General features: G+C 58.4%; 20 protein-coding genes. All 20 read left to right on the top strand.

Translation table 11 applies throughout. The annotated features are described in order from the left end of the window. The first annotated feature begins 41 nt into the window (after positions 1–41). The 20 genes from rfbF (at position 42) to fliS (ending at position 21,856) form a co-directional block, all read left to right on the top strand. The gene (rfbF, locus tag GN234_RS10515) at positions 42–812 is read left to right on the top strand and encodes a glucose-1-phosphate cytidylyltransferase (protein ID WP_176688427.1); all 771 of its coding nucleotides are present in this window, start codon (positions 42–44) and stop codon (positions 810–812) included. Beyond that, positions 794–1,867 carry a CDP-glucose 4,6-dehydratase gene (rfbG, locus tag GN234_RS10510; protein ID WP_176688426.1) on the top strand — a complete coding sequence of 358 codons (1,074 nt, stop codon included), beginning with the start codon at positions 794–796 and terminating at the stop codon, positions 1,865–1,867. Before rfbF ends, rfbG begins: the two co-directional genes overlap by 19 nt. Next, complete coding sequence (rfbH, locus tag GN234_RS10505) at positions 1,860–3,179, top strand: lipopolysaccharide biosynthesis protein RfbH (RefSeq protein ID WP_176688425.1); 1,320 nt, start codon at positions 1,860–1,862, stop codon at positions 3,177–3,179. The genes rfbG and rfbH overlap by 8 nt, the downstream gene beginning before the upstream one ends. Next, entirely contained in the window at positions 3,179–3,874 is a 696-nt protein-coding gene (locus GN234_RS10500; protein WP_176688424.1) for a sugar phosphate nucleotidyltransferase, read from the top strand. Before rfbH ends, GN234_RS10500 begins: the two co-directional genes overlap by 1 nt. Continuing rightward, positions 3,871–5,238, top strand: coding sequence for a GHMP family kinase ATP-binding protein (locus GN234_RS10495; protein WP_176688423.1), 1,368 nt, complete (start codon positions 3,871–3,873; stop codon positions 5,236–5,238). The genes GN234_RS10500 and GN234_RS10495 overlap by 4 nt, the downstream gene beginning before the upstream one ends. Then, positions 5,235–7,136 carry an N-acetylneuraminate synthase family protein gene (locus GN234_RS10490; RefSeq protein WP_176688422.1) on the top strand — a complete coding sequence of 634 codons (1,902 nt, stop codon included), beginning with the start codon at positions 5,235–5,237 and terminating at the stop codon, positions 7,134–7,136. The genes GN234_RS10495 and GN234_RS10490 overlap by 4 nt, the downstream gene beginning before the upstream one ends. 32 nt (positions 7,137–7,168) lie before the next feature. After that, positions 7,169–8,968 carry a thiamine pyrophosphate-binding protein gene (locus GN234_RS10485; protein ID WP_233459542.1) on the top strand — a complete coding sequence of 600 codons (1,800 nt, stop codon included), beginning with the start codon at positions 7,169–7,171 and terminating at the stop codon, positions 8,966–8,968. Between the two features lies 1 nt (position 8,969). Continuing rightward, on the top strand, positions 8,970–9,731 hold the full coding sequence (locus tag GN234_RS10480; protein WP_176688421.1) for a TylF/MycF/NovP-related O-methyltransferase: 762 nt from the start codon (positions 8,970–8,972) through the stop codon (positions 9,729–9,731). After that, complete coding sequence (locus tag GN234_RS10475) at positions 9,724–10,788, top strand: FkbM family methyltransferase (protein ID WP_176688420.1); 1,065 nt, start codon at positions 9,724–9,726, stop codon at positions 10,786–10,788. The genes GN234_RS10480 and GN234_RS10475 overlap by 8 nt, the downstream gene beginning before the upstream one ends. Next, positions 10,785–11,417 (top strand): class I SAM-dependent methyltransferase, encoded by a 633-nt coding sequence (locus tag GN234_RS10470; protein WP_176688419.1) that lies wholly within the window; start codon positions 10,785–10,787, stop codon positions 11,415–11,417. Before GN234_RS10475 ends, GN234_RS10470 begins: the two co-directional genes overlap by 4 nt. A 38-nt stretch (positions 11,418–11,455) precedes the next feature. Then, a complete protein-coding gene (locus tag GN234_RS10465; RefSeq protein ID WP_176688418.1) occupies positions 11,456–12,376 on the top strand; it encodes a nucleoside-diphosphate sugar epimerase/dehydratase in 921 nt (306 codons plus the stop codon). A gap of 150 nt (positions 12,377–12,526) precedes the next feature. After that, positions 12,527–15,298 carry a glycosyltransferase gene (locus GN234_RS10460; RefSeq protein WP_176688417.1) on the top strand — a complete coding sequence of 924 codons (2,772 nt, stop codon included), beginning with the start codon at positions 12,527–12,529 and terminating at the stop codon, positions 15,296–15,298. A gap of 97 nt (positions 15,299–15,395) precedes the next feature. Then, positions 15,396–15,674, top strand: a complete 279-nt coding sequence (locus tag GN234_RS10455) for a hypothetical protein (RefSeq protein ID WP_176688416.1) — start codon at positions 15,396–15,398, stop codon at positions 15,672–15,674. Then, positions 15,649–16,038 (top strand): hypothetical protein, encoded by a 390-nt coding sequence (locus GN234_RS10450; protein ID WP_176688415.1) that lies wholly within the window; start codon positions 15,649–15,651, stop codon positions 16,036–16,038. Before GN234_RS10455 ends, GN234_RS10450 begins: the two co-directional genes overlap by 26 nt. 2 nt (positions 16,039–16,040) lie before the next feature. Further along, positions 16,041–17,087 (top strand): NAD-dependent epimerase/dehydratase family protein, encoded by a 1,047-nt coding sequence (locus GN234_RS10445; protein ID WP_176688414.1) that lies wholly within the window; start codon positions 16,041–16,043, stop codon positions 17,085–17,087. Positions 17,088–17,326: 239 nt separating this feature from the next. Further along, positions 17,327–18,253 carry a ketoacyl-ACP synthase III gene (locus tag GN234_RS10440; RefSeq protein WP_176688413.1) on the top strand — a complete coding sequence of 309 codons (927 nt, stop codon included), beginning with the start codon at positions 17,327–17,329 and terminating at the stop codon, positions 18,251–18,253. Positions 18,254–18,528: 275 nt separating this feature from the next. Further along, positions 18,529–19,377, top strand: a complete 849-nt coding sequence (locus tag GN234_RS10435; protein ID WP_176688412.1) for a flagellin domain-containing protein — start codon at positions 18,529–18,531, stop codon at positions 19,375–19,377. A gap of 72 nt (positions 19,378–19,449) precedes the next feature. After that, positions 19,450–19,815 (top strand): flagellar protein FlaG, encoded by a 366-nt coding sequence (locus GN234_RS10430; RefSeq protein WP_176688411.1) that lies wholly within the window; start codon positions 19,450–19,452, stop codon positions 19,813–19,815. An 82-nt stretch (positions 19,816–19,897) separates the two neighbouring features. Then, positions 19,898–21,328 (top strand): flagellar filament capping protein FliD, encoded by a 1,431-nt coding sequence (fliD, locus tag GN234_RS10425; protein ID WP_176688410.1) that lies wholly within the window; start codon positions 19,898–19,900, stop codon positions 21,326–21,328. A gap of 132 nt (positions 21,329–21,460) precedes the next feature. Then, positions 21,461–21,856, top strand: a complete 396-nt coding sequence (gene fliS / locus GN234_RS10420) for a flagellar export chaperone FliS (protein ID WP_176688409.1) — start codon at positions 21,461–21,463, stop codon at positions 21,854–21,856. The last annotated feature ends 5 nt before the right edge of the window (positions 21,857–21,861 follow it).

Below are 21,861 nucleotides of genomic sequence, written 5' to 3'. Positions count from 1 at the left end.
CGTCTTTGACGCTGATGCGGTTCACCTTTTGAGAGAGATATATGAAGGCAGTAATTCTGGCTGGAGGATTGGGCACTCGCATCAGTGAGGAGTCGCATCTCAAGCCCAAGCCGATGATTGAAATTGGTGGCAAGCCCATCATCTGGCACATCATGAAAATCTACTCTCACTATGGCATCAACGACTTCGTGGTCTGCCTTGGCTACAAGGGCTACGTCATCAAAGAGTATTTCGCCAACTACTTCCTGCACATGTCGGATGTCACGTTCGACCTGGCTGAAAACAGCATGCATATCCATCAGGGCAAGGCCGAGCCATGGCGTGTGACCCTGGTGGACACGGGTGAAGTCACCGGCACCGGTGGACGACTCAAGCGCGTGCGCAACTACCTGGGCGACGAGACGTTCTGCCTGACCTATGGCGATGGCGTGTCCAACGTCAACATCCGTGAGCTGGTGGCATTCCATCAACAGCACGGCAAGCTGGCGACGGTCACGAGCGTCCAGCCACCGGGCCGCTTTGGCGCGATGGAACTCGAAGGCGCTTGCGTCAGGGGGTTTCAGGAAAAACCCCAAGGCGATGGCGGCTGGATCAACGGTGGCTTTTTCGTGCTGGAGCCCGCGGCGCTCGATGGCATCGAAGATGACACGACGACCTGGGAATACGAGCCGATGCGCAACCTGGCCCGGCAAGGTCAATTGATGAGCCACTTGCACCATGGCTTCTGGCAACCGATGGACACGCTACGTGACCGTGTATTGCTCGAAGAGCGCTGGAGCAGCGGCCAAGCCGAATGGAAACTCTGGTCGTGAACGCATTCTGGGCGGGTAAAAAAGTTTTCCTGACTGGCCACACGGGCTTCAAGGGCGGTTGGCTGACGTTGTGGTTGCGTCAGTTGGGTGCCGAGGTCCGTGGCTTTGCCTTGCCGGCCGACACCACGCCAGCCTTCTGGTCTGTCGCTGGGCTGGAGGGCCTGGTTCCGGGGGATCTGGCGGACATTTGCGACGGTGCGGCGTTGTCCTCGGCGCTCCAGGCATTCCAGCCGGACGTGGTCCTGCATCTGGCCGCGCAGGCGTTGGTTCGCGAGGCCTACCGCAACCCTGCCCAGACCTATGCCACCAACGTCATGGGGACCGTCAATCTGCTTGAAGCCGTTCGTCATTGCCCTGGCGTGCGGGCAGTGGTGGTGGTGACGACCGATAAGTGCTACGAGAACCGCGAGTGGGTCTTGCCTTATCGCGAGTATGACGCTCTGGGCGGGTTCGATCCCTATAGCAACAGCAAGGCCTGTGTCGAGTTGCTCTGCGCTTCTTACCGCAACTCGTTCCTGAACGAGTCTGGCGTGGCGCTGGCGACGGCTCGGGCGGGCAATGTTATTGGTGGCGGCGACTGGTCGCCGGAGCGCCTTGTGCCGGATATTTTCCGCGCCTGGCAACACAACGAAGAAGTGGTCCTGCGTTATCCCCAGGCGACCCGTCCATGGCAACACGCGCTCGAGCCGTTGATGGGCTACCTGATGCTGGCCCGGGCGCTGGTGGAAGAGGGCGAACGTCACGTCGGCGCCTGGAACTTCGGCCCTGAGAGCGACAACGTCGCTTCGGTGGAAATCATCGTCGGCCTGCTCGCCGAGCAATGGCCAGTGCCGGTGCGCTGGTCGGTGGATCCCCAAGCGCAACCCCATGAGGCTGGTTTATTGGCACTCGATTCCAACAAGGCACGCGAAGAGCTTGGCTGGAGGCCGCGCTGGTCGCTGGCGACCAGCCTTGAACGCACGCTGGCCTGGCACCTGGCCTGGCAGAACGGTCAGGACATGCACACCTTTACCCGCAACCAGATCGCGGATTACCAAGGCGATACCCATGAGTGAAAGTACTACGCAGTTGCGCCAACAAATTGTCGAGCTGGTGGGGCGCTACGCGCAGTCGGCGCTTGCTCCGCAGGTATTCGTTGCCGGCCAGAGCAGCGTGCCGCCAGCTGGCAAGGTAATCGGTGCCGCTGAGTTGCAATCGATGACCGAGGCGGTGCTGGACGGTTGGTTGACCACTGGGCGGTTCAACGAGGCCTTTGAAAAACGCCTGGGCAAGTACTTGGGACGGCGCTGTGTGCTGACCACCAATTCGGGGTCTTCAGCCAACCTGCTGGCATTTTCTGCCTTGACTTCTCCACGCCTGGGCGATCGCGCGATCAAGCCCGGCGATGAAGTGATCGGTGTTGCCGCCGGCTTCCCAACCACCGTCAATCCGATCCTGCAGTTCGGCGCCGTCCCGGTGTTCGTCGACGTCCAGATGGGCACCTACAACATCGACCCGGCCAAGATCGAAGCGGCTATCGGGCCGAAAACCAAGGCCATCATGTTGGCGCACACCCTGGGCAACCCCTATGACCTGGGTGTCGTGCGGGCGCTGTGCGACAAATACAAGCTGTGGTTGATCGAAGACTGCTGCGATGCCCTGGGCTCGACCTACAAGGGCCAAATGGTCGGCACATTCGGCGACATCGGCACCCTGAGCTTTTACCCGGCGCACCACATCACCATGGGCGAGGGCGGGGCGGTGTTCACTGACAGTCCGTTGCTCAAGCGCATCATGGAGTCCTTCCGTGACTGGGGCCGCGATTGCTACTGCGAGCCTGGCCAGGACAACACTTGCAAGCAGCGCTTTTGCAAGCAGATGGGCGAACTGCCGGAGGGTTACGACCACAAGTACACCTATTCGCACCTGGGCTATAACCTGAAGATTACCGACATGCAGGCTGCCTGTGCCCTGGCGCAGATGGACCGTGTGGAAGATTTCACGGTTGCGCGCAAGCGCAACTTCCGCTGGCTCAGCGAGCGCCTGGCCAATTGCGCCGATTTCCTCATCCTGCCCGAGGCGACTGCGGACAGCGATCCGTCGTGGTTCGGTTTCCCCGTGACCCTGCGCGATGGCTGCGGCATCCAGCGTGTCGAGCTGTTGCGTTACCTGGATAGCCAGAACGTTGGCACGCGCTTGCTGTTCGCCGGCAACCTGGTGCGTCAACCCTACATGCTGGGCCGCAATTTCCGCATCAGTGGCGAGTTGACGGTCACCGACAAGATCATGAATGACACCTTCTGGATCGGCGTCTGGCCGGGTCTGGGTGAAGAGCACCTGGCCCACGTGGCACGTTGCCTGGAACACTTTTTCGGGCTGGATCGCTGATGCGCGCCTATGTCCTCTGTGGAGGTTTCGGTACTCGCCTGAGTGCCGTGCTTCAGGGCTCGCAAAAAGCCGTCGTGGATATTCACGGCCGGCCATTCCTGGCGTTGGTGCTGGCTGAGCTCAAGCAGGCGGGCATCACGCAGGCGGTTTTGTGCGCACATTATCGGGCCGATCAATTGGCCGAGCTGCTGCCGTCGCTGATGGCCGAAACCGGGCTTGACCTGCGGATGGTGGTGGAAAAACAACCCATGGGCACCGGTGGCGCGATCCTGCACGCCTTGCATCAAATGCCACCCGAAGGTCGCTTCCTGGTACTCAACGCCGATACCTGGCTCGACCGCCAGGCCTATCGGTTGGCCATGGCCGCCACCGGCGACGTGTTGGTGGGGGTGCAGGTGGAGGATCGTTCCCGCTACGGCAGCCTGGATTGCGCCGAGGATCTGCGATTGCTGGCGCTCAACGAAAAGGGGCTAAGCGGACCAGGCCGGATCAATGCAGGCGTCTATGCCTTCGCCGCCGACTCCCTGCAGGCATGGACCGTCCAGGTCTGCTCGATGGAGCAGGACATCCTGCCGATGCTTATCCGCCGTCAGTCTCTCAAGGTCTGCGCCTACACCGGGCCCTTTATCGATATTGGAACGCCTGACGCCTTGAACGCATTCAAGTCGGGGTTCAAGGAGGCCGTCAACTCATGAATCAATTGGCCAGAACACAAACGGTCTACCTGAACCAGACCATTCTCGATGCCGTCGAGTGCATCGAGACGGGCGATTTGCAAATCGTTTTCGTGGTCAACGAGCAGTGGCGCCTGGAAGGCGTGTTGACCAACGGCGACTTACGTCGTTACCTGCTCCAAGGCGGGGCGACGAACGTGCCGGTCACCGAGTGCATGAACACCGCTTACCGTTCGGTAAAAGTGGGTGCGTCGCGCGAGGAAATGCTCAAGATCTTCGACCTGAGTTACAACGCTATTCCGGTCGTAGACGGATCCGGCTGCCTGGTGGATGTCGTCACGCCCGCACGGCTGGCGGCCAACCAGGAAGTGCCGGTGCTGGCCCGGGCGAGGGCGCCGGTGCGCATGAGCTTCAGTGGCGGTGGTTCGGACCTGACCTATTACTTCGTGGAAAACCCGGCCGCTGTACTCAGTTGCACCGTCGGGCTGTATTCCCATGCGACGTTGATCCCGCGTACCGACAATGTTATCCGGATTTTCTCCGAAGACCTGGGCACCCGCGAGTCCTATGAGTCCTTGGATGACCTCATGGATCATGCCGACAAGGGGCTGCTGGCGACCATCGTTTCGGTCATCCAACCCAACTACGGGCTGGATTTGTACATGCGTTCCGATTTTCCGGTGGGCTCTGGTCTGGGTGGCTCGTCGGCGGTCGCCACGGCGGTCATTGCCGCGTTCAATGAACTGCGCCGCGATCGCTGGAGTACCTATGAGGTCGCGGAGCTGGCGTTCCAGGCCGAGCGCCTGTGCTTTGGCATCGCCGGTGGCTGGCAGGACCAGTACGCTTCGGCGTTCGGTGGTTTCAACCTGATCGAGTTCAAGGAAGGCCGCAACCTGGTGCACCCGATCCGCCTTGAAGACTCCATCTGCAACGAGCTGGAAGAATGCCTGGTGCTCTGCGATACCCGCATCTCCCATGATTCCGGCAAGCTCCACGTTCAGCAGCGCGAAGAAATGAGCAGCAAGGGCGAGCAAAGCCTGTTGCTGACGGAAAGCGTGTCGCTGTGCCGGCGTATGCACCACCACTTGATCCGGGGCGAGCTGCACGATTTCGGGCGCTGCCTGCACGACGGCTGGATGCTCAAGAAACAGTTTTCCCAAGCCGTGAGCGACGGTGTGCTCGACCAGATCTATGAGTGCGCCCTTAACGCGGGCGCCCTGGGTGGCAAGTTGCTGGGCGCCGGTGGCGGTGGTTTCTTCCTGTTTTTCGTACAACCCCAGCACCGTCAAGCCGTGACCGAAAAGGTCAGAGCGCTTGGTTGCCGAACCACCGATTTCCGTTTTGAATCCAGCGGTGTCACTTCCTGGCGGACCAAAATTCAATGAGCAAGCAGATATTCAGCATCGATGGGATCACCATTGGTGAGGACCACACTTTTGTCATCGCGGAAGTGGGCAACAACCATAACGGCTCGGTGGAGCTGGCCCGGCAACTGGTGGACGCCTCCATCGACGCGGGCGCCGACTGCGTGAAGTTCCAGCTGCGCAACCGCGAAGCCCTGTACCGGCGCAAGGCCGATGGCTCGCGCGCTGAAGACTTGGGTGTGGAATACATTCAAGACTTGTTGGATAAAGTCGAACTGAGCGTGGATGAACATCGGCTGATTCGCGACTATTGCGCGCAAAAGGGCATCAGTTATATCTGCACCCCTTGGGACGAGCCGAGTGTGGACGTGCTGGCCGGTTTCGACGTGCCAGCGCTGAAAATCGCCTCCGCCGATCTCTGCAACCCTTATCTGATCGCCAAGGCCGCGTCTCTGGGCAAGCCGTTGATCCTGTCGACCGGCATGTCCCTGGAGCATGAGATCGAGCGCGCCATCGAGCAGTTGAACGGCTTGGGCGTACCGTTCGCATTGCTGCATTGCAACAGCACCTACCCGGCACCGGAAACCGATATCCAGCTCGGTTACCTGGCACGCCTTCGTGAGCTGCACGGCCTGATCGGTTACTCCGGTCATGAACGTGGCACTGCCATCAGCATCGCCGCCGTGGCGCTGGGCGCCAAGCTAATCGAGCGCCACATCACCCTTGATCGCGGCATGGAAGGCCCGGACCACCTCGCCAGCCTGGAACCGGAAGAGTTCCGCCAACTGGTCGAAGGCATCCGTCAGGTCGAGAAAGCGTTGCCGTGGGCCGGTCCGGGACGCCACGCCAGCCAGGGCGAATTGCTCAACCGCGAAAACCTCGGCAAAAGCGTGATCGCCGCCCGCGCCATCGAGCCTGGCGAAACGTTCACCCAGGACATGCTGCGCGTCGCCAGTCCGGGCCAGGGTCTGCCGCCGTATCGACTGGCCGACCTGCTGGGCAAGCAAGCCGGACGGGCCGTTGCCCAGGGCGATTTCCTGTTCGACAGCGATCTGGTCGCCCAGCAAGTGATCCGTCGCGAATACGCCATGCCGATTCTCTGGGGCGTGCCGGTTCGTTATCACGACTTCCTGCAATACGACCAGTGGATCAAGCCCGACCTGTTCGAATTCCATCTGTCCTACCGCGACCTCGGTGTGGAGCCACACGCATACCTGCGGACCGTGGAATGCTCGCGCCTGGTGGTCCATGCGCCCGAGCTGTTCGAAAACAGCGAACTGCTGGATCTGGTGGCCGATGACCTGGAATACCGCCAGCGCTCCATTGCCAACCTGCAACGGGTGGTGGATGCGACTTTGCAGATCGCCGAGTTTTTCCCCAACGCCGATTCGTTGTTGATCGTAGCGAACGTCGGCGGCTTCTCGGCTGACGAACCCTTCCCGGTCAGTCATCGGGCCGAGCTGTATCGACGCTTTCGCGAGTCCTGCGCCCAGATCGATTTTGGCCGTACCGAACTGATCCCGCAGAACATGGCGCCGTTCCCGTGGCACTTCGGCGGGCAACGCCACCAGAACATTTTCATGATGCCGCAGGAGCTGGCCGAGCAGGCAAAGGCCATGAACATGCGCCTGTGCCTGGATCTCTCGCATTTGCAAATGGCCTGTTTCCATTTCGGCCTGGACTTCCAGGCGGCGCTGGCCCTGTTGCTGCCGCATTCGGCGCACCTGCATGTGGCGGATGCCAAGGGCAGTAACGGCGAAGGTGTCCTGATGGGCACCGGAGACGTGGACTGGCCGGCCACTTGGGCGCAGCTCAAGGATTATCCACAGGTGAGTTTCATTCCCGAAGTGTGGCAAGGCCACAAGGATCACGGTGCCGGATTCTGGTCGGCGCTTGAATTCCTGAACAAATTGAATTGAGCCGAGCGCTCGGCGAACTGAGGTTTTGAACGATGAGTACCAAAATGCGTGTAGCTGACTACATCATGAATCGACTGGCGGGACTGGGCATCAAACAGGTGTATTTCCTGCCAGGTGGCGGCGCCATGCATTTGAACGATGCCCTGGGACGTCATCCCGACCTGGAGCCGATCCTCTGCCTGCATGAACAGGCGGCCGGCATCGCAGCCGAAGCGGCGGGCAAGCTGACCGGGGGGCCGAGCGCCTGCATGACCACATGCGGTCCGGGCACCACCAACGCGGTCACGGCGACCCTGGGTGCCTGGCTCGACTCCACGCCGGTATTTTTTATCTCCGGCCAAGTCAAGACCGCCGACTTGAAGGCCGGCACCGGTTTGCGCATGTTGGGCGTGCAGGAGGCCGACATCGTCTCCATCGTTTCCTCGATTACCAAGGGCGCGGTGACCTTGACCGACCCACTGGCGGTCGCTGAAGTGTTCGATGAGCTCGAACATGCTGCGCTGACTGGCCGTCGTGGTCCGGTCTGGCTCGACGTACCGCTGGATGTACAAGCGGTCCAGATCGATCCTGATCAATTACGCCGTGCCAAATTGCCGCCGGTTGCCGCAGCCATCGATGTCAGCGAGTCGGTGAGCCGTACGCTTGAGTTGCTCAAGACCGCCAAACGTCCGGGCATCATTGCCGGTAGCGGTATTCGCATGGCCGGTGCTGTCGAGGCTTTCAATGCATTGATCGAGAGTGCGGGCGTCCCCGTCATGCCGACGTGGCTGTCCATGGACTTGATCGAGGATGATCATCCACTCTTCGGCGGTCGTCCTGGCTCGATCGCGCCGCGCTGGGCGAACTTCACCCTGCAGAATTGCGACCTGTTGATTGTGTTGGGCTCGCGCCTGGACATGGCGCTCACTGCCTATAACCACGCGCATTTCGCACCCTATGCCAAGAAGGTCGTGGTCGATATCGACCCGGCGGAAATCGCCAAGCTGCAGATGCCGGTTGAAGTCAAAGTCGTGGCTGACGTCAAGCCGTTCATCGAAGGGCTCGTGGCGGGCATCAAGGCCGCCGCACTGCCGGATTATTCCGCCTGGCGCTCGCAGATCGCGGCCTGGCGCGAGCGGTATCCCTTGCTGCAACCTGAGCACGCCGACGACAACGAAGGCGTGAGCATGTATCACTTCACCGATCGCCTGTCGGACCTGCTGAGCGAAGGCGATGTGATCGCCCCGGGCAGTTCCGGTTTCGCCTCGGAACTGTTCCTGCTCAATCTGCGCTTGAAGAAGGATCAGCGCTGCTTCCACAACCGCGGCACCGGCTCGATGGGCTTTGGCGTGCCGTCGGCTATCGGTGCGTGTCTTGCCTCGGGTCGCAAGCAGACGATCTGTGTGGAGGGCGATGGCGGCGTGCAGCTCAATATTCAGGAACTGGCAACGCTGGCCGCGCAGAACCTGCCGATCAAGTGTTTCGTGATCAACAACCAGGGCTACGCCTCCATCCGTACGTCGCAGAACATGCACTTCAAACTCCTGGTCGGCGCCGATGACACCAGCGGCCTGAAACTGCCCGACCTGCAGCAATTGTCCGCCGCCTATGGCGTGGGCTATGCACGCATCGACGCCCACGAGGGGCTGGACGCCGCGCTGAGTGACGTACTCGCGCGCAGTGGTCCGGTGATCTGCGAGGTACTGGTCCAGGTCGAAGAGGCGCGGGTGCCGCGCGTGATGACCCGTATCAACGAACAGGGCAAGCCGGAAACCGGTGCGCTGGAAGACCTTTACCCATTCCTGCCACGCGACGAATTCAATGCGCAGATGGCGATTTCGGAGCGCAACTGAAATGGCCTGGCTGAAGAAAAAATTGACCGGTCTCAGCTACCGCTATCTGCGCGGTACGGTTTCCTGGGCGCATGCCAAGTCACCTGAAATTCGTCATGAGCGGTTGTTGCCGTATTCGAGCTATGCGCCGTGGTGCCAGGACCCATCATTCGAGCAGGCCCTGGGCCTGGTCGAGCGCAACACGCTGGTGGATAAATACCGGCTGTTCGAACTCTGGTCCCTGGCTCGGCAACTGGATGACCTGGAAGGCGACTTTCTGGAAGTGGGGGTCTGGCGCGGTGGTTCAGGCTGCTTGTTGGCACTGGCAAGTCAACGATCTGGACGCACAGTGTTTTTGGCCGATACGTTCACTGGTGTGGTGAAAGCCAGCCATCTGGATACCGGCTACAGCGGCGGTGAGCACAGCGACACCGATATCCAGCGAGTCCAGGCGTTGGCTGAGCGCTGTGGCGTAGTCGACAGCGTGCACATACTCCAGGGCATGTTCCCCGAGCATAATGCAGAGCACGTCGGCCAGCGACTGGCGCTGTTGCACATCGACGTGGATGTTTACGAGTCGGCCCGCAGTGTCTTGCATTGGGCGTTGCCACGCTTGGCGATAGGCGCCGTGGTGGTGTTTGACGATTATGGTTTTTATGGTTGCGAAGGTGTGACCCGACTGGTCAACGAGTTCATGGTGGACAACCGGGACTTCCGTTTTGTGCACAACCTCAATGGTCACGCCGTATTGATACGGGTGGCCTCGGGAGACCAGAATGTTTGAGGGCCAGCGCTTCGATCATGTGCTGGTCTACGGTGCACGGTTAGCCGGCCAGCGGGTCCAGGCTTACCTGGCGGATCAAGACATCAGGGTCAGCGCCTTTTTGGACCGTGATACGTCCCTGAACCAGGTAGATGGCATTTCTGTCGCCAGTGCCCAAGACTGGGCGACCCGCCATGATCCGGCAACTGCTTGCGTGGTCATTGGGCTGTTCAACAATTATGTGGATGTCGGCGAAGTCGTGACCCAGTTGCAGCAATTGGGTTATGGCTATGTTGTCAGCCTTGTCGAATTCGTTCGTCATTTTCCCGAAGGGCAGCCATTTCGTTACTGGTTGGTGGACCCGCGTTACTACGAGGCCAATGCTGATCGGATCGCCCATTTGCGCGAGAACCTTGCCGATGAAATCAGTCGGGAGCTGCTGGATCGCATCGTTGATTTTCGGATTTCGGGTGATTATTCGCGGTTGCCCGCTCCTTCGCCCCGACAGTATTTTCCTGAAGACCTGCCTACTTGGCCGCAGCCGCTGCGTTTTGTCGACTGCGGTGCCTATACGGGAGACACCGTTCAGGAGATGCGCGCTGCAGGACTGGCGTTCGAAGCCGTAGCCACATTTGAACCCAACCTCGAGAACTATGCCGTACTTGTCCCCACCCTGAGTGATCTACACGCGGTGAATTTCCCTTGTGGCGTTTCCGACGGCAACCGGCGAATAGGATTCGATGGCGCGCTGGGCGCAGGCGGTCATCTCGTCGAGTCGGGAGGGGACACGGTGACATGCGTGCGCCTGGATGATGCCTTGCCAGGCTTCGCCCCGAACCTGATCAAAATGGACATCGAAGGTGAAGAGCCTGCGGCGTTGGAAGGTGCCAGGAACATGCTGAGTCAATACAGGCCGAACCTGGCCATCAGCGTCTATCACCGGGCAGAGCATCTATGGAGCATCTTCGAGCAGTTGCAAGGTTATGGCCTGCCATACCGCTACTACCTGCGCTGCCATGCCCATAGCAGCTTCGACACCGTGTTGTACGCCGTGAACAGCCTTGAGGTCACACCATGAGCCAAGCAGAAACATCGAGCTACTGGGATTCGTTCTACAGCAGCCGAAAAAAAGGTGCGCCGGCTTATCCGTCGCAATTCGCGGCCTTCGCCGTCAACGAGTTGACCGATATAGACGGTGTGATTGAATTCGGTTGTGGCAATGGCCGCGACAGTGAGTTCTTCGCGACCTGTGGGTTCGATCTCCTAGGACTCGATGCTTCCGTAGAAGCGATCGAATTGTGTCGCTCCCGAAGTGCCCATGAACACACTCGCTATGTGCAATGCCTCGCTGGTGCGGCCAAGGACGAGATCAAGGGGTTCCTGGTCAACAAGCGCAAGGTGGCTGTCTATGCGCGGTTTTTCCTGCATGCAATCGATGAAAACGAAGCCAATGCATTCCTGGACTTGCTCAGCGTGCTATTGCCGCCAGAGAGCCAGGTGTTTTTCGAATACCGCACGATCGATGATGCCGACCAGGACAAAACCTTCGGAACCGACCACTACCGGCGATATGTGAACCATCAGGACATGCTGGCTAACATCGAGCGTGCCGGCTTTCGCGTGACCTACCAGATCGAGGGCCGTGGTCTGGCGAAATTTCGTGACGAAGACGCCAAGGTCGGCCGCTGCGTCGCATCGAAAAATTAGAATCGTTGATGCGCATGGGCGCGTCCGGGGAAGGCATCATGCAGGATCTGCAAGGCAAAAAACTCGTGCTGTTCGGCGCAGGCAAGAGCGGGGGGCTGTTTATCGAACAAAACCGCGACCTGGACATTCTCGCGATCGTGGATAACGACCCACAAAAGCAGGGGCAGGCATTCTTTGGTTATCCGGTTATCGCTGCCGATCAGATCGTCGCCAGTGGGTGTGAAGTGATCGTCATCACCAGCGTCTGGTCGCAAAGCATCCTGGCTCAGCTTGAAACGCTGGGCTTGGGAGACATACCTACCGTCATTCCGGGTAAGCGTGAGATGAAGGGCATGCGCGATGTGCACCCGTTCTCCCACCCACAAACCAAGGCAGTTGCCCGCGAGCTGGTCGTGACGCTGGGCGCGCTGACGGACGCTGCCGGGATCGACCTCTACCTCGACTTCGGTACGTTGTTGGGGGCGCTACGTGAAGGTGATTTCATTCCTTGGGATGACGACATTGACTTCTCGGTAAACGATGCTCAATTCGAGGCCCTTGTTGCGCTGGTACGTAGCAATAAGCACCGCCTGCCGCAACGCGACGGCGTGGTGTGGAATGTTGAACTGATCGCCACCCATGGGTTTGATTTTGCCATCAGGATTACTTGCGAGAACGCCGAAGGGGGCGACCAGATCATCCCGTTCGAGACGGACATTGCCCGTCGTGTGCGGCGTGATGGATCGGCGGTAGTGATTGGCGCCATGCCTGAATGGTTTTGCCCGCAAGCGCATTTCGAAGGCTTCGACGACCTCCAATTATTCGGCGTGTCGTTGAAAGCGCCCAATGATGCTTTCGGCTATCTCGACTTCGTGTATGGCGAATGGCGTGTGCCTAAAAAAGACATGTCGTTTGCCGATTACAACCACTCCGGAGAAGTGGTATTCGAGCACTACGACAACTCCATCAGACAGCTCTGATGACCGCTGCGAAGTGACGTATCGGTCCTGCCGACGTCACGGCAAATGTTCAGGCTGGACAGGATTAGATTGTCGAAGGTGTCGTTGCTGATAGGCGACCGGACAATTGCATTGGTTTTGATGTGGTACCAGGAAGTCAGGAGCGCTTAGATGCATCGTTCATTGTTTGCCGAGAGGCCGAGTCCCTACTACATCATGTCGCCGGATTACCGGCGCAACTCAGCGGGTATTCGTGTTCTGCACATGCTGTGCGATGCATTGGTTCGTTCGGGTTATGAAGCCTATATTTCGTCCGCGGTCCTGAACCCGCGACTGATGACGCCGCGCCTGACCAACGACGTGACGGCATTGCACAAGGCGCAAAAGGTGGAGCCGATCGTCATCTATCCCGAGGTGGTGGACGGCAACCCAATGGGCGCCAATGTGGTTGTGCGCTACCTACTCAATCAACCCGGTTTTCTTCGGGCGATCAGTCCGTTCGAAAAAGACGACATCCTGTTTTCCTATACCCGAGAGTTGTTGCAACCGGGCATGACGCAAGACCGCGTGCTGTACATGCCCGCCGTCGATGTCAGCATTTTCTGCCCGCCGGTGGATCCCACGCAACGCATCCCGGGGAAAGTCTGTTATTACCAGGGCCGACAGGGCAAGGCCCTCATCGACCCGGCACTGCTGGCGGCGGACTCGATCGAAATCACCCCGGGAAGTCCGGGCTCCTGGGAGGAACTGGCGGCAGTTTTCCAGCAGTGCGAATTCTTCTATTGCTCGGAGCCTTCGGGCCTGGCTGCTGAAGCCGCCTTATGCGGTTGCGTTGCGGTGGTGATTCCCAGTCAATACGCCCCCCGGCCGTTGTCCAATCATGAAAACAATAGTTATGGCGTAGCGTGGGGCAATACACCGCAGGCCATCGAGACGGCTCGCCAGACGGCACCGCTTCTGCGTCAAAGCCTGTTGAAGCATCAGGAAAACTTCTGGACCTCGCTCGATTACTTCATCGAGGTAACACAGACCGCCGCGTTGGCCTATGCTGCCCGTCCCATCAAGTGCCACGACGCCCATTGGCTCGCGGCTCGCCAGCCAAATGTGGTGCAACGCAGGTTGGTCGACCAGCATCTGGGGCACTCCCAGACACCTGTTTTCGGCATTTTTATCCTGGATCCGGACGGTGCGCTCCTGCGGCTGAACGAAACCCTTGAAAGCCTTGCCCAACACAATGGCTTGCCTGCGACATTCCAGCCCGTCGTATTGACCACTGCCGATATTGCTTGCGACAACAAGCGGGTTTTCAAGTTCGACCCGCTTGAGGCGGTCGAAACCTTGAATCGGGTCATTGGTGAACAGGTATGCGATGTATTCGTCATTGTCCATGCCGGTGAAACGTTTACCGCCAGCGGTCTGCTGAGCGCAGCACTGGAGATGACGGCTACGCCTGATTGCCGGGCGATCTATGCTGATGAAGTTATGCGTTTTGAAGACGGCAGCCTGAGTTTGGCGTTGCGTCCGGATATCAACCTCGATCTGCTGCTCAGTTTCCCGGCCAGCATGGCGCGACATTGGCTGTTGCGCCGCGATGTCTGGCTGAAAATGGGTGGCTTCACGACAGCGTTTCCCGATGCTTTTGAACTCGAATTCATCCTTCGGATGATTGAGGCATCCGGGTTCGAGGGGTTGGGGCACATGAGCGAGCCGCTGATCGTCGGTGACGTTTTGCTGCTTGAGGATAATGTTCAGGAGCGGCAAGTCATCGAGCGCCATCTGCGTGCGCGCGGTTTCGAAGCGTCGCAGGTTGGCTCTCGATTGCCCGGACGCTACGAAGTGGATTATGGACACTCGACCGCGCCTGCGGTCAGTATCCTGATTGTGGCGGACGGACAACTGGCGCATCTACAGCGTTGCGTGGACAGCTTGCTGGAGAACACCGGCTACGGTAACTACGAGCTGCTGCTATTGGATCGCGGCAATGAAGACGCGACCATGTGTAGCTGGTTGTCGGGTATCGAACAACTGGGTATTGGCCATTTACGGGTGCTGCGATTCCCTGCGGCCTTTTCACCTGAAGTCATTCGAAACCAGGCGGTGAGTGACGCGCGCGGTGAGTTCCTGTTGTTTTTGGATGCCAGTATCGGAGTCATTGCCAATGGCTGGCTGGAGCAGTTACTTAACCATGCCATGCGCCCTGAAGTGGGGTGCGTTGGCGCCAAGTTGATTGCCGGAGACGGCACTATTCGCCATGCCGGCCTGGTGCTAGGGGTGGGTGGGACGGTTTCGAGCCCTTTCGCCCGGATGCCAGGCGACTCGGATGGCTACATGCAGCGTCTGCAGGTCGACCAGAATTATTCGGCGCTCAGTGGTCAGTGCTTGATGGTGCGTCAGGCGCTGTTTGCCGAGGTGGGTGGTTTCGATGAGGAGCTGGTTCCTTGGGCGGATGTCGATCTTTGCCTGAAACTTCAGCGAGCCGGTTATCTGAACGTATGGACGCCTCGTGTACAAATGCTTGTCGGTGAGTCTGGAGCGGTTGAGGTGACACCGGCTCAGTTGGACCGCCTCTACCAGCGCTGGTTGCCAGCGCTGGCCCGGGATCGTGCCTACAATCCAAATTTTTCCCTGGAGAACGAACGCACGTTCCGCGTTGGGGAGTCGTCGCTGTCCTGGCAGCCTTTGTCGACGTTTGCCTCGATTCCCTCCGTTCTGGCGCACCCGGCGGGCGAGCCTGACAGCGTCCGGCATCGAATCGTCCAACCATTCAATGCCATGCGTGATACAGGTGCTCTGGAGGGGGCTCTGGCCAACCAGGCGCTGTCAGTGGTTGATGTGGAGCGCTACAACCCGGACGTGGTGGTGTTCCAACAATACGTGCGTGCCGAGCAACTGGAAACCATGCGCCAGGTGAAGGCTTTTTACCCAGTCCTTCAAGGTTTTTGACCTGGATCTCTACCTGCCCAATCTGTCGGCCAAGAGTCCTCACTATCGACAACTGCCACCGGATGTACTCGGTGCCTTGCGCCAAGGGCTTTCGTATATGGACCGACTGGTGGTCTCCACTGATTTCATGGCCCAGGTATTCGATGGCTTCAATGCCGACATCAAAATTGTAAAGACGCGGCTCGATCCCCTTGATTGGAAGGAACTGCAAGGGGGGCGTCGTCGTGCTGGCAAGCCGAGGGTGGGCTGGGTCGGGACATTACACAGCACTGGTGAGCTGGAAATGCTCTCTAATGTCATCAAGGAGCTTGCCAGTGAAGTCGACTGGGTGATTCTAGGGGGCCTGCCCGGTGCATCTGCGTTCGTTTATTCGTGAATATCATGACGCGGTGGCTATCGATGAATACCCAGCGAAACTGGCTTCGTTGGACCTCGATCTGGCCCTGGCTCCGCTCGAGGACAACTTGTTCAATCGATGCAAGGGAAATATCCGCCTGCTTGAGTTCGGAGCGTGCGGTGTGCCGGTTATTTGCTCCGATATCGAGGCTTATCGCGGTGACTTGCCTGCCAAGAGGGTCGAAAACCGTTTCGAGGCTTGGGTGGGCGCCATCCGTGCCCATATACAGGATCTCGACGCTGCAGCAGCGCTCGGGGATGTGTTGCAGGCCCGCGTCCGCCAGGACTGGATGCTTGATGGCGCAGCGCTTGCCGTGTGGCGTGACAGCTGGTTGGTTCATTGAGGATGAAAGTGAGCCTGGGATCCTCTGTCGTCGCTGCCGATATCCAGCGAATCGTTTGTCATCTGCAGCCGCGGGATCTGCTGGCGGGCCAACGGATCCTGCTCACAGGTTGCACGGGTTTTTTTGGCAAATGGATACTTGCCACGATTGCCCATCTGAATCTTGGGGGAGCGTGTATCGACGTGACGGCGATTTCGCGATCGCCTCGGGCGTTTTTGTCTGAATACCCCGAGTACAGCGATCCGGGCTGGATCACCTGGTTGCAGCATGATGTCCAGTCGCCTCTGGATTTCATACAGGCGCGTCATTTCGACCTTGTACTGCACGCGGCTACCGACACTCTGGCGGGGGCTCAAGCTGATCCCTTGCGAATCTTTGACACAATCCTGAATGGGGCCCGTCATGTACTCGATCTGGCTCTACGGACGGGGGTACGGCGCGTTCTATTTACCGGAACGGGAGCGCAATACGGGCCTCTCGAATTTGGTCGGCCGGTTTCGGAAGACAACCCGTCGTCCTGCGCCAGCCATCTGGTCAGCAGCGCCTATGCCGAGGCCAAGCGTGCTCAGGAGACCCTGGCGGTCATTTACGGTCAGCGCTACGGACTGGACGTCATCCTGGCGCGTTGTTTTGCTTTTTCCGGGCCGGGAATCGCGCTTGACGCGCATTTTGCAATCGGTAACTTCGTCAGGGATGCGTTGTGGAAGGACGAGTTGTTGCTTCAGTCAAGTGGCCGGGCAGTGCGAAGCTATCTTCATGGGGCTGACTTGGCGGGTTGGTTGTTGACTTTGTTGGCGCGGGGGGCTGCGGCAAATGCTTACAACGTTGGGTCGGACAAAGGACTCACGATAGCGGAGCTGGCCTATAAAGTCGTTGACCGCATCGCGCCGGGCAAATCGGTGAGGATACTGGGTGTCGACGATGCCGCCCAGGCGCGCTCCTATTATGTGCCTGATATTGAAAAGGCCCGAGCGTTGGGGCTGGATGATTGGACATCGCTGGATCAATCCATCGATTGCATGGCCCGATGGATCCGCGAAAATCCCTGAAATACTCGGGTTCTCCTCCCGCTGTGATACGAGCCCATGCAGCTTGATAAATCACTTGATGAACAAAACGGCGTGACGCATAGGTCATAAAGTGCATCTTCATTGTATTGTGTCTCCCGGATCGAATAGGCGTTCAGCTCATCGAGCGTCGTATGCAGGTCCGAGGTTCAATCGTTGAAGCACCCCCTCCGCGTTGCTGGGGTACATATTCAGTAGCTATTTATGATCGGGAAGCCATGATGATTGGCATAAAAAGCATAGCGAGTTACGTGCCGACCGCTGGTGTGGATAACTACGCTCAGGGTGCCAAATTCGAGAAGGATGAAGAGTTCATCCTTGGAAAGATCGGTTCAGCCTTCCTGCCACGCAAAAGTGCCGAGCAGGAAACTTCGGACTTGTGTGTCGAAGCGGTGAACGCCTTGTTCGCCAATAATCCGGACCTCAAGCGTGAGTCCATCGATGCGCTGATTGTGGTGACGCAAAACGGTGACGAAGAGGGCTTGCCTCATACCGCCGCGATCGTGCAGGACAAGCTGGGCCTGCCGACTCATGTCGCGGCGTTTGATATCTCCCTGGGCTGCTCGGGCTACGTATATGGCATTTATGCCTTGAAGGGTTTCATGGAAGCGACGGGCTTGAAGAACGGCCTGCTGGTGACGGCCGATCCCTATTCGAAAATCGTTGACCCTGAAGATCGCAATACCACGATGTTGTTTGGCGACGCTGCCACCGCTACCTGGATGGCCGAGGACGCCACTTGGCAACTGGGCAAGGCCAAGTTCGGTACCGATGGTTCCGGCGCGCCGCACCTGAAGGTCAGCGACGGCGTGTTCTTCATGAATGGTCGCCAGGTGTTCAATTTCGCCTTACTGAAAGTGCCGGCTCATTTGCACGAGCTGCTGAGCGAATCGTCACTGCTGGCCAGCGACATTGATGCGTTCTGTATTCACCAGGGCAGCGCGGCGATTGTCGATGCCGTGGCGCGTCGTTTCGAAGGCGAGCCGGAGAAGTTCATCAAGGACATGGTCGAGACCGGGAATACCGTGTCGTCGAGCATTCCACTGCTGCTGGAAAAACACGTCCTGGATGCCGACTGGAAGCGCGTGGCGATCAGCGGTTTCGGTGTCGGCCTGTCGTGGGGCTCCGCCATTCTTTATCGCGACTGATTGAAAACACCTCCTGTATAGCGCTTCGGGTTTGACCTGCAGCGCTATTTTTTTGTCCGCAATTTTGTCGAGCGGTTTCTTGACGTCACTTTTCGGGCTTTTTTCAGTGGCTAAGCCCTTGTTTCACAAGGGGTGGCAGTCTGCTAGCAAATTTTTGGAAAAAAGCCCTCAAGCAAGTTCCCAACCCGACGATAACTATTACGAAGGTTCTCTAGGCCACACCCGGCGGTTGCCAGGGCCGGAAGCCGCAGTACCCAACCAACGAGGAATTCGTCATGGCTTTAACAGTAAACACTAACGTCACATCGTTGAACGTTCAGAAGAACCTGAACAAGGCTTCCGATGCTCTGTCCACTTCGATGACCCGTCTGTCTTCCGGCCTGAAAATCAACAGCGCCAAAGACGACGCTGCCGGCCTGCAGATCGCTACCCGCATGACCTCGCAAATCCGCGGTCAGACCATGGCGATCAAGAACGCCAACGATGGTATTTCGATGGCGCAGACCGCTGAAGGCGCGATGCAGGAACAAACCAACATCCTGCAACGTATGCGTGAACTGGCTGTTCAGTCTCGCAACGACAGCAACAGCTCAACCGATCGTGACGCTCTGAACAAAGAGTTCTCGCAGATGAGCGCCGAGCTGACCCGTATTGCCAACAGCACCAACTTGAACGGCAAGAACCTGCTTGACGGTACCGCCAGCACCATGACCTTCCAGGTCGGCTCCAACTCTGGTGCCTCCAACCAGATCACGCTGACCCTGAGCGCCAGCTTCGATGCTGACACCATGGGTGTAGGTTCGGCAATCACCATCGCTGGCTCCACCAGCGCCATTGCTGAAACCAACTTCTCGGCTGCCATCACTGCGATCGACTCGGCACTGGCAACCATCAACAGCTCCCGTGCTGACCTCGGTGCTGCACAAAACCGTTTCGCCAGCACCATCTCCAACCTGCAGAACATCAACGAAAACGCCAGTGCTGCACTGGGTCGCGTACAAGATACCGACTTTGCTGCTGAAACTGCACAACTGACCAAGCAGCAGACTCTGCAGCAAGCGTCTACTTCGGTTCTGGCCCAGGCCAACCAACTGCCATCCGCTGTGCTGAAGCTGCTTCAGTAATAGCCGGATGAGTTTTAGCGGGGGAGTGCGCTTGCGTGCTCTCTCGCTTTTTCCGTTCAAGAGGTGATGGACATGGATATGAGCGTGAAGCTGAACTTGTCTTATCCAGCGGCGAAGCCGGTACCCACAGTGGTCGACAAGCCCGTGGAGAAGCCTCAAGCCGAGGTTGCTAACGTAACCCCGGTCAAGCAAGCGCCTAAAGACGCTGCCGCCGAGCAGGACAAACTCAAGAAGGCCGTTCAGGAAATCGAGAAGTTCGTTCAGTCGGTCAAGCGCAACCTGGAGTTCTCTATTGATGAGCCTTCAGGCAAAGTAGTGGTCAAAGTGATTGCCAGCGGTTCCGGTGAAGTGATTCGCCAGATCCCGAACGAAGAAGTTCTGAAGCTGGCCAACAGTTTGAATGATGCAAACAGCTTGTTGTTCAGCGCTGAAGCCTGAAAACCGGCACGAATTTTGTTGTTATGTTCTTTTGGGCGTTGTAAAGGTCAAAAGGCCGGCGACACACTGAAGGGAGTCCCACATGGCAAGTCCAATTCTACCTGGCTTGGGTCTAGGCTCTGGCCTTGATACAACCGCGATCGTCAAGGCCCTGGTCGACTCCGACAAGGCTGCCAAGCAAGGTCAGATCACCCGAGCGACGACGACGACTACCAACAGCATCTCCGGGATCGGATCCTTGAAGTCGCTATTGGCAGCTTTCAACACCGCCATGAAGGACTTGGGTAGTACAACCAACCCGCAATTTGCGGGTTTTGCTGCGACATCCTCCTCCCCCAGTGTCCTTACGGCCACCGCCAGCAACTCTGCAGTGGGCGGTACCTATTCGATCAAGGTCGATAAAATTGCAACGGCTTCCAAGGTCACCACAGCGGCCTTTGCCGGTGGTGCCAGCAGTGCCATCCCGACCGGAACGCTGACCATCAAGCAGAACGGCGTCGACTACAACCTCAACGTGGGGGCAGGCGCGACCCTGCAATCGGTTCGTGACTCGATCAACGCCGACGTGTCCCTTAAGGCGGCGGGTTTCAGTGCCAACATCGTGACCGACTCCTTTGGTTCGCGCCTGGTGTTAGGTTCGACGACTACGGGGGCCGGATCCGACATCTCGGTCAGCGGCATAGCCGGACTTGAGATAGATGGGACGAACGTCGTGGGTGCTGGCGGCACCGCGCTGACAGCGACGTCGGCGGGCGCGATCGGTGCTGTGGCGCAGGATGCCGCGTTCTCCATCGACGGCATGGCGCTGACCAGTAAAAGCAATACCGTAAGCACGGCTATTTCCGGACTGACGTTGAATTTGCTTAGCGGGGGAGCGAGTGCTACTTCAACCATTACTGTCGCGCCGAACAATGATGGTCTGAAAGCGTCCATCCAGAAATTCGTCGACGCCTATAACGCCATTGCCACCAGTATCACCGCGCTGACCAAGCCTTCGCTCGATGCTGACGGTAACCCGACCGTGCCGGCAAAGTTGACCGGTGACGCGTTGCCTCGTTCGCTGCTGGCGTCGATTCGCGGTCCGCTTTCGGAGACAGGCTCTGGCGACAAGCTCACCGTATTGGCGCAACTGGGTATCACCACCAACCAGAAGACCGGTGCCTTGGATTTCAATACCACCAAGTTCACCACGGCGATGAACGACAAGAAGCTCAGCGGTGAAGTCCAGACGCTGTTCACCGGTACCAATGGTCTGCTGGAGCGTATGGGCAATGCTATCGAACCCTACTCCCAGACCGGCGGTATCCTGGATCAGCGGACCACGGCGCTGAACAAGACCCAGACCCGTCTGACGAACGATCAGGCGGCCCTGGATCGCCGGGTCCAGACACTCACCGACGTGCTGACCAAGAAATACAACGACATGGATACCCTGGTCGGCAAGTTGAAGGCCACTGCCAGCAACATCACTTCCATGTTCGAAGCGTTGACAGCGCAGCAGAAAAACAGCTGATTCTGACTGATGCGAAAAAAGCCCGGCAACGTTTTGACAACGTTCCGGGCTTTCGGCTTTTCGACCTAAAGTTTTTTGACGCAGCGTCGATACGCTGTTTATACGAACCGAAGTTTTTTGATGAGGTAGAACATGAATCCGATGTTAGCCCTTCGCCAATACCAGAAGATTGGCGCCCAGGCGCAAACCTCCGAAGCAAGTCCCCATCGTCTGGTGCAGATGCTCATGGAAGGCGGGCTGGATCGTATTGCCCAGGCCAAGGGCGCGATGGAGCGCAAGGATATTGCAAACAGAGGCATTCTGATCAGCAAGGCCATCGGCATCGTCGGTGGTTTGCGTGAAGGCCTGGACCTGGAAAACCAGGCCGAGTCGGTCACTGAGTTGGATGCTCTTTACGCTTACATGATGAAACGTCTGGCCGAAGCCAACGTCAAGGCCGATCCGAAGATCCTCGACGAAGTCACCGATCTGCTTCGCACGGTCAAGGAAGGCTGGGATGCCATTGCCGCGCCTGGTCCGCAATTCTAAGGAGT

The sequence above is a fragment of the Pseudomonas bijieensis genome, from assembly GCF_013347965.1.
Classification (GTDB): domain Bacteria; phylum Pseudomonadota; class Gammaproteobacteria; order Pseudomonadales; family Pseudomonadaceae; genus Aquipseudomonas; species Aquipseudomonas bijieensis.
This window is presented reverse-complemented; position numbering and strand designations above follow the sequence as displayed.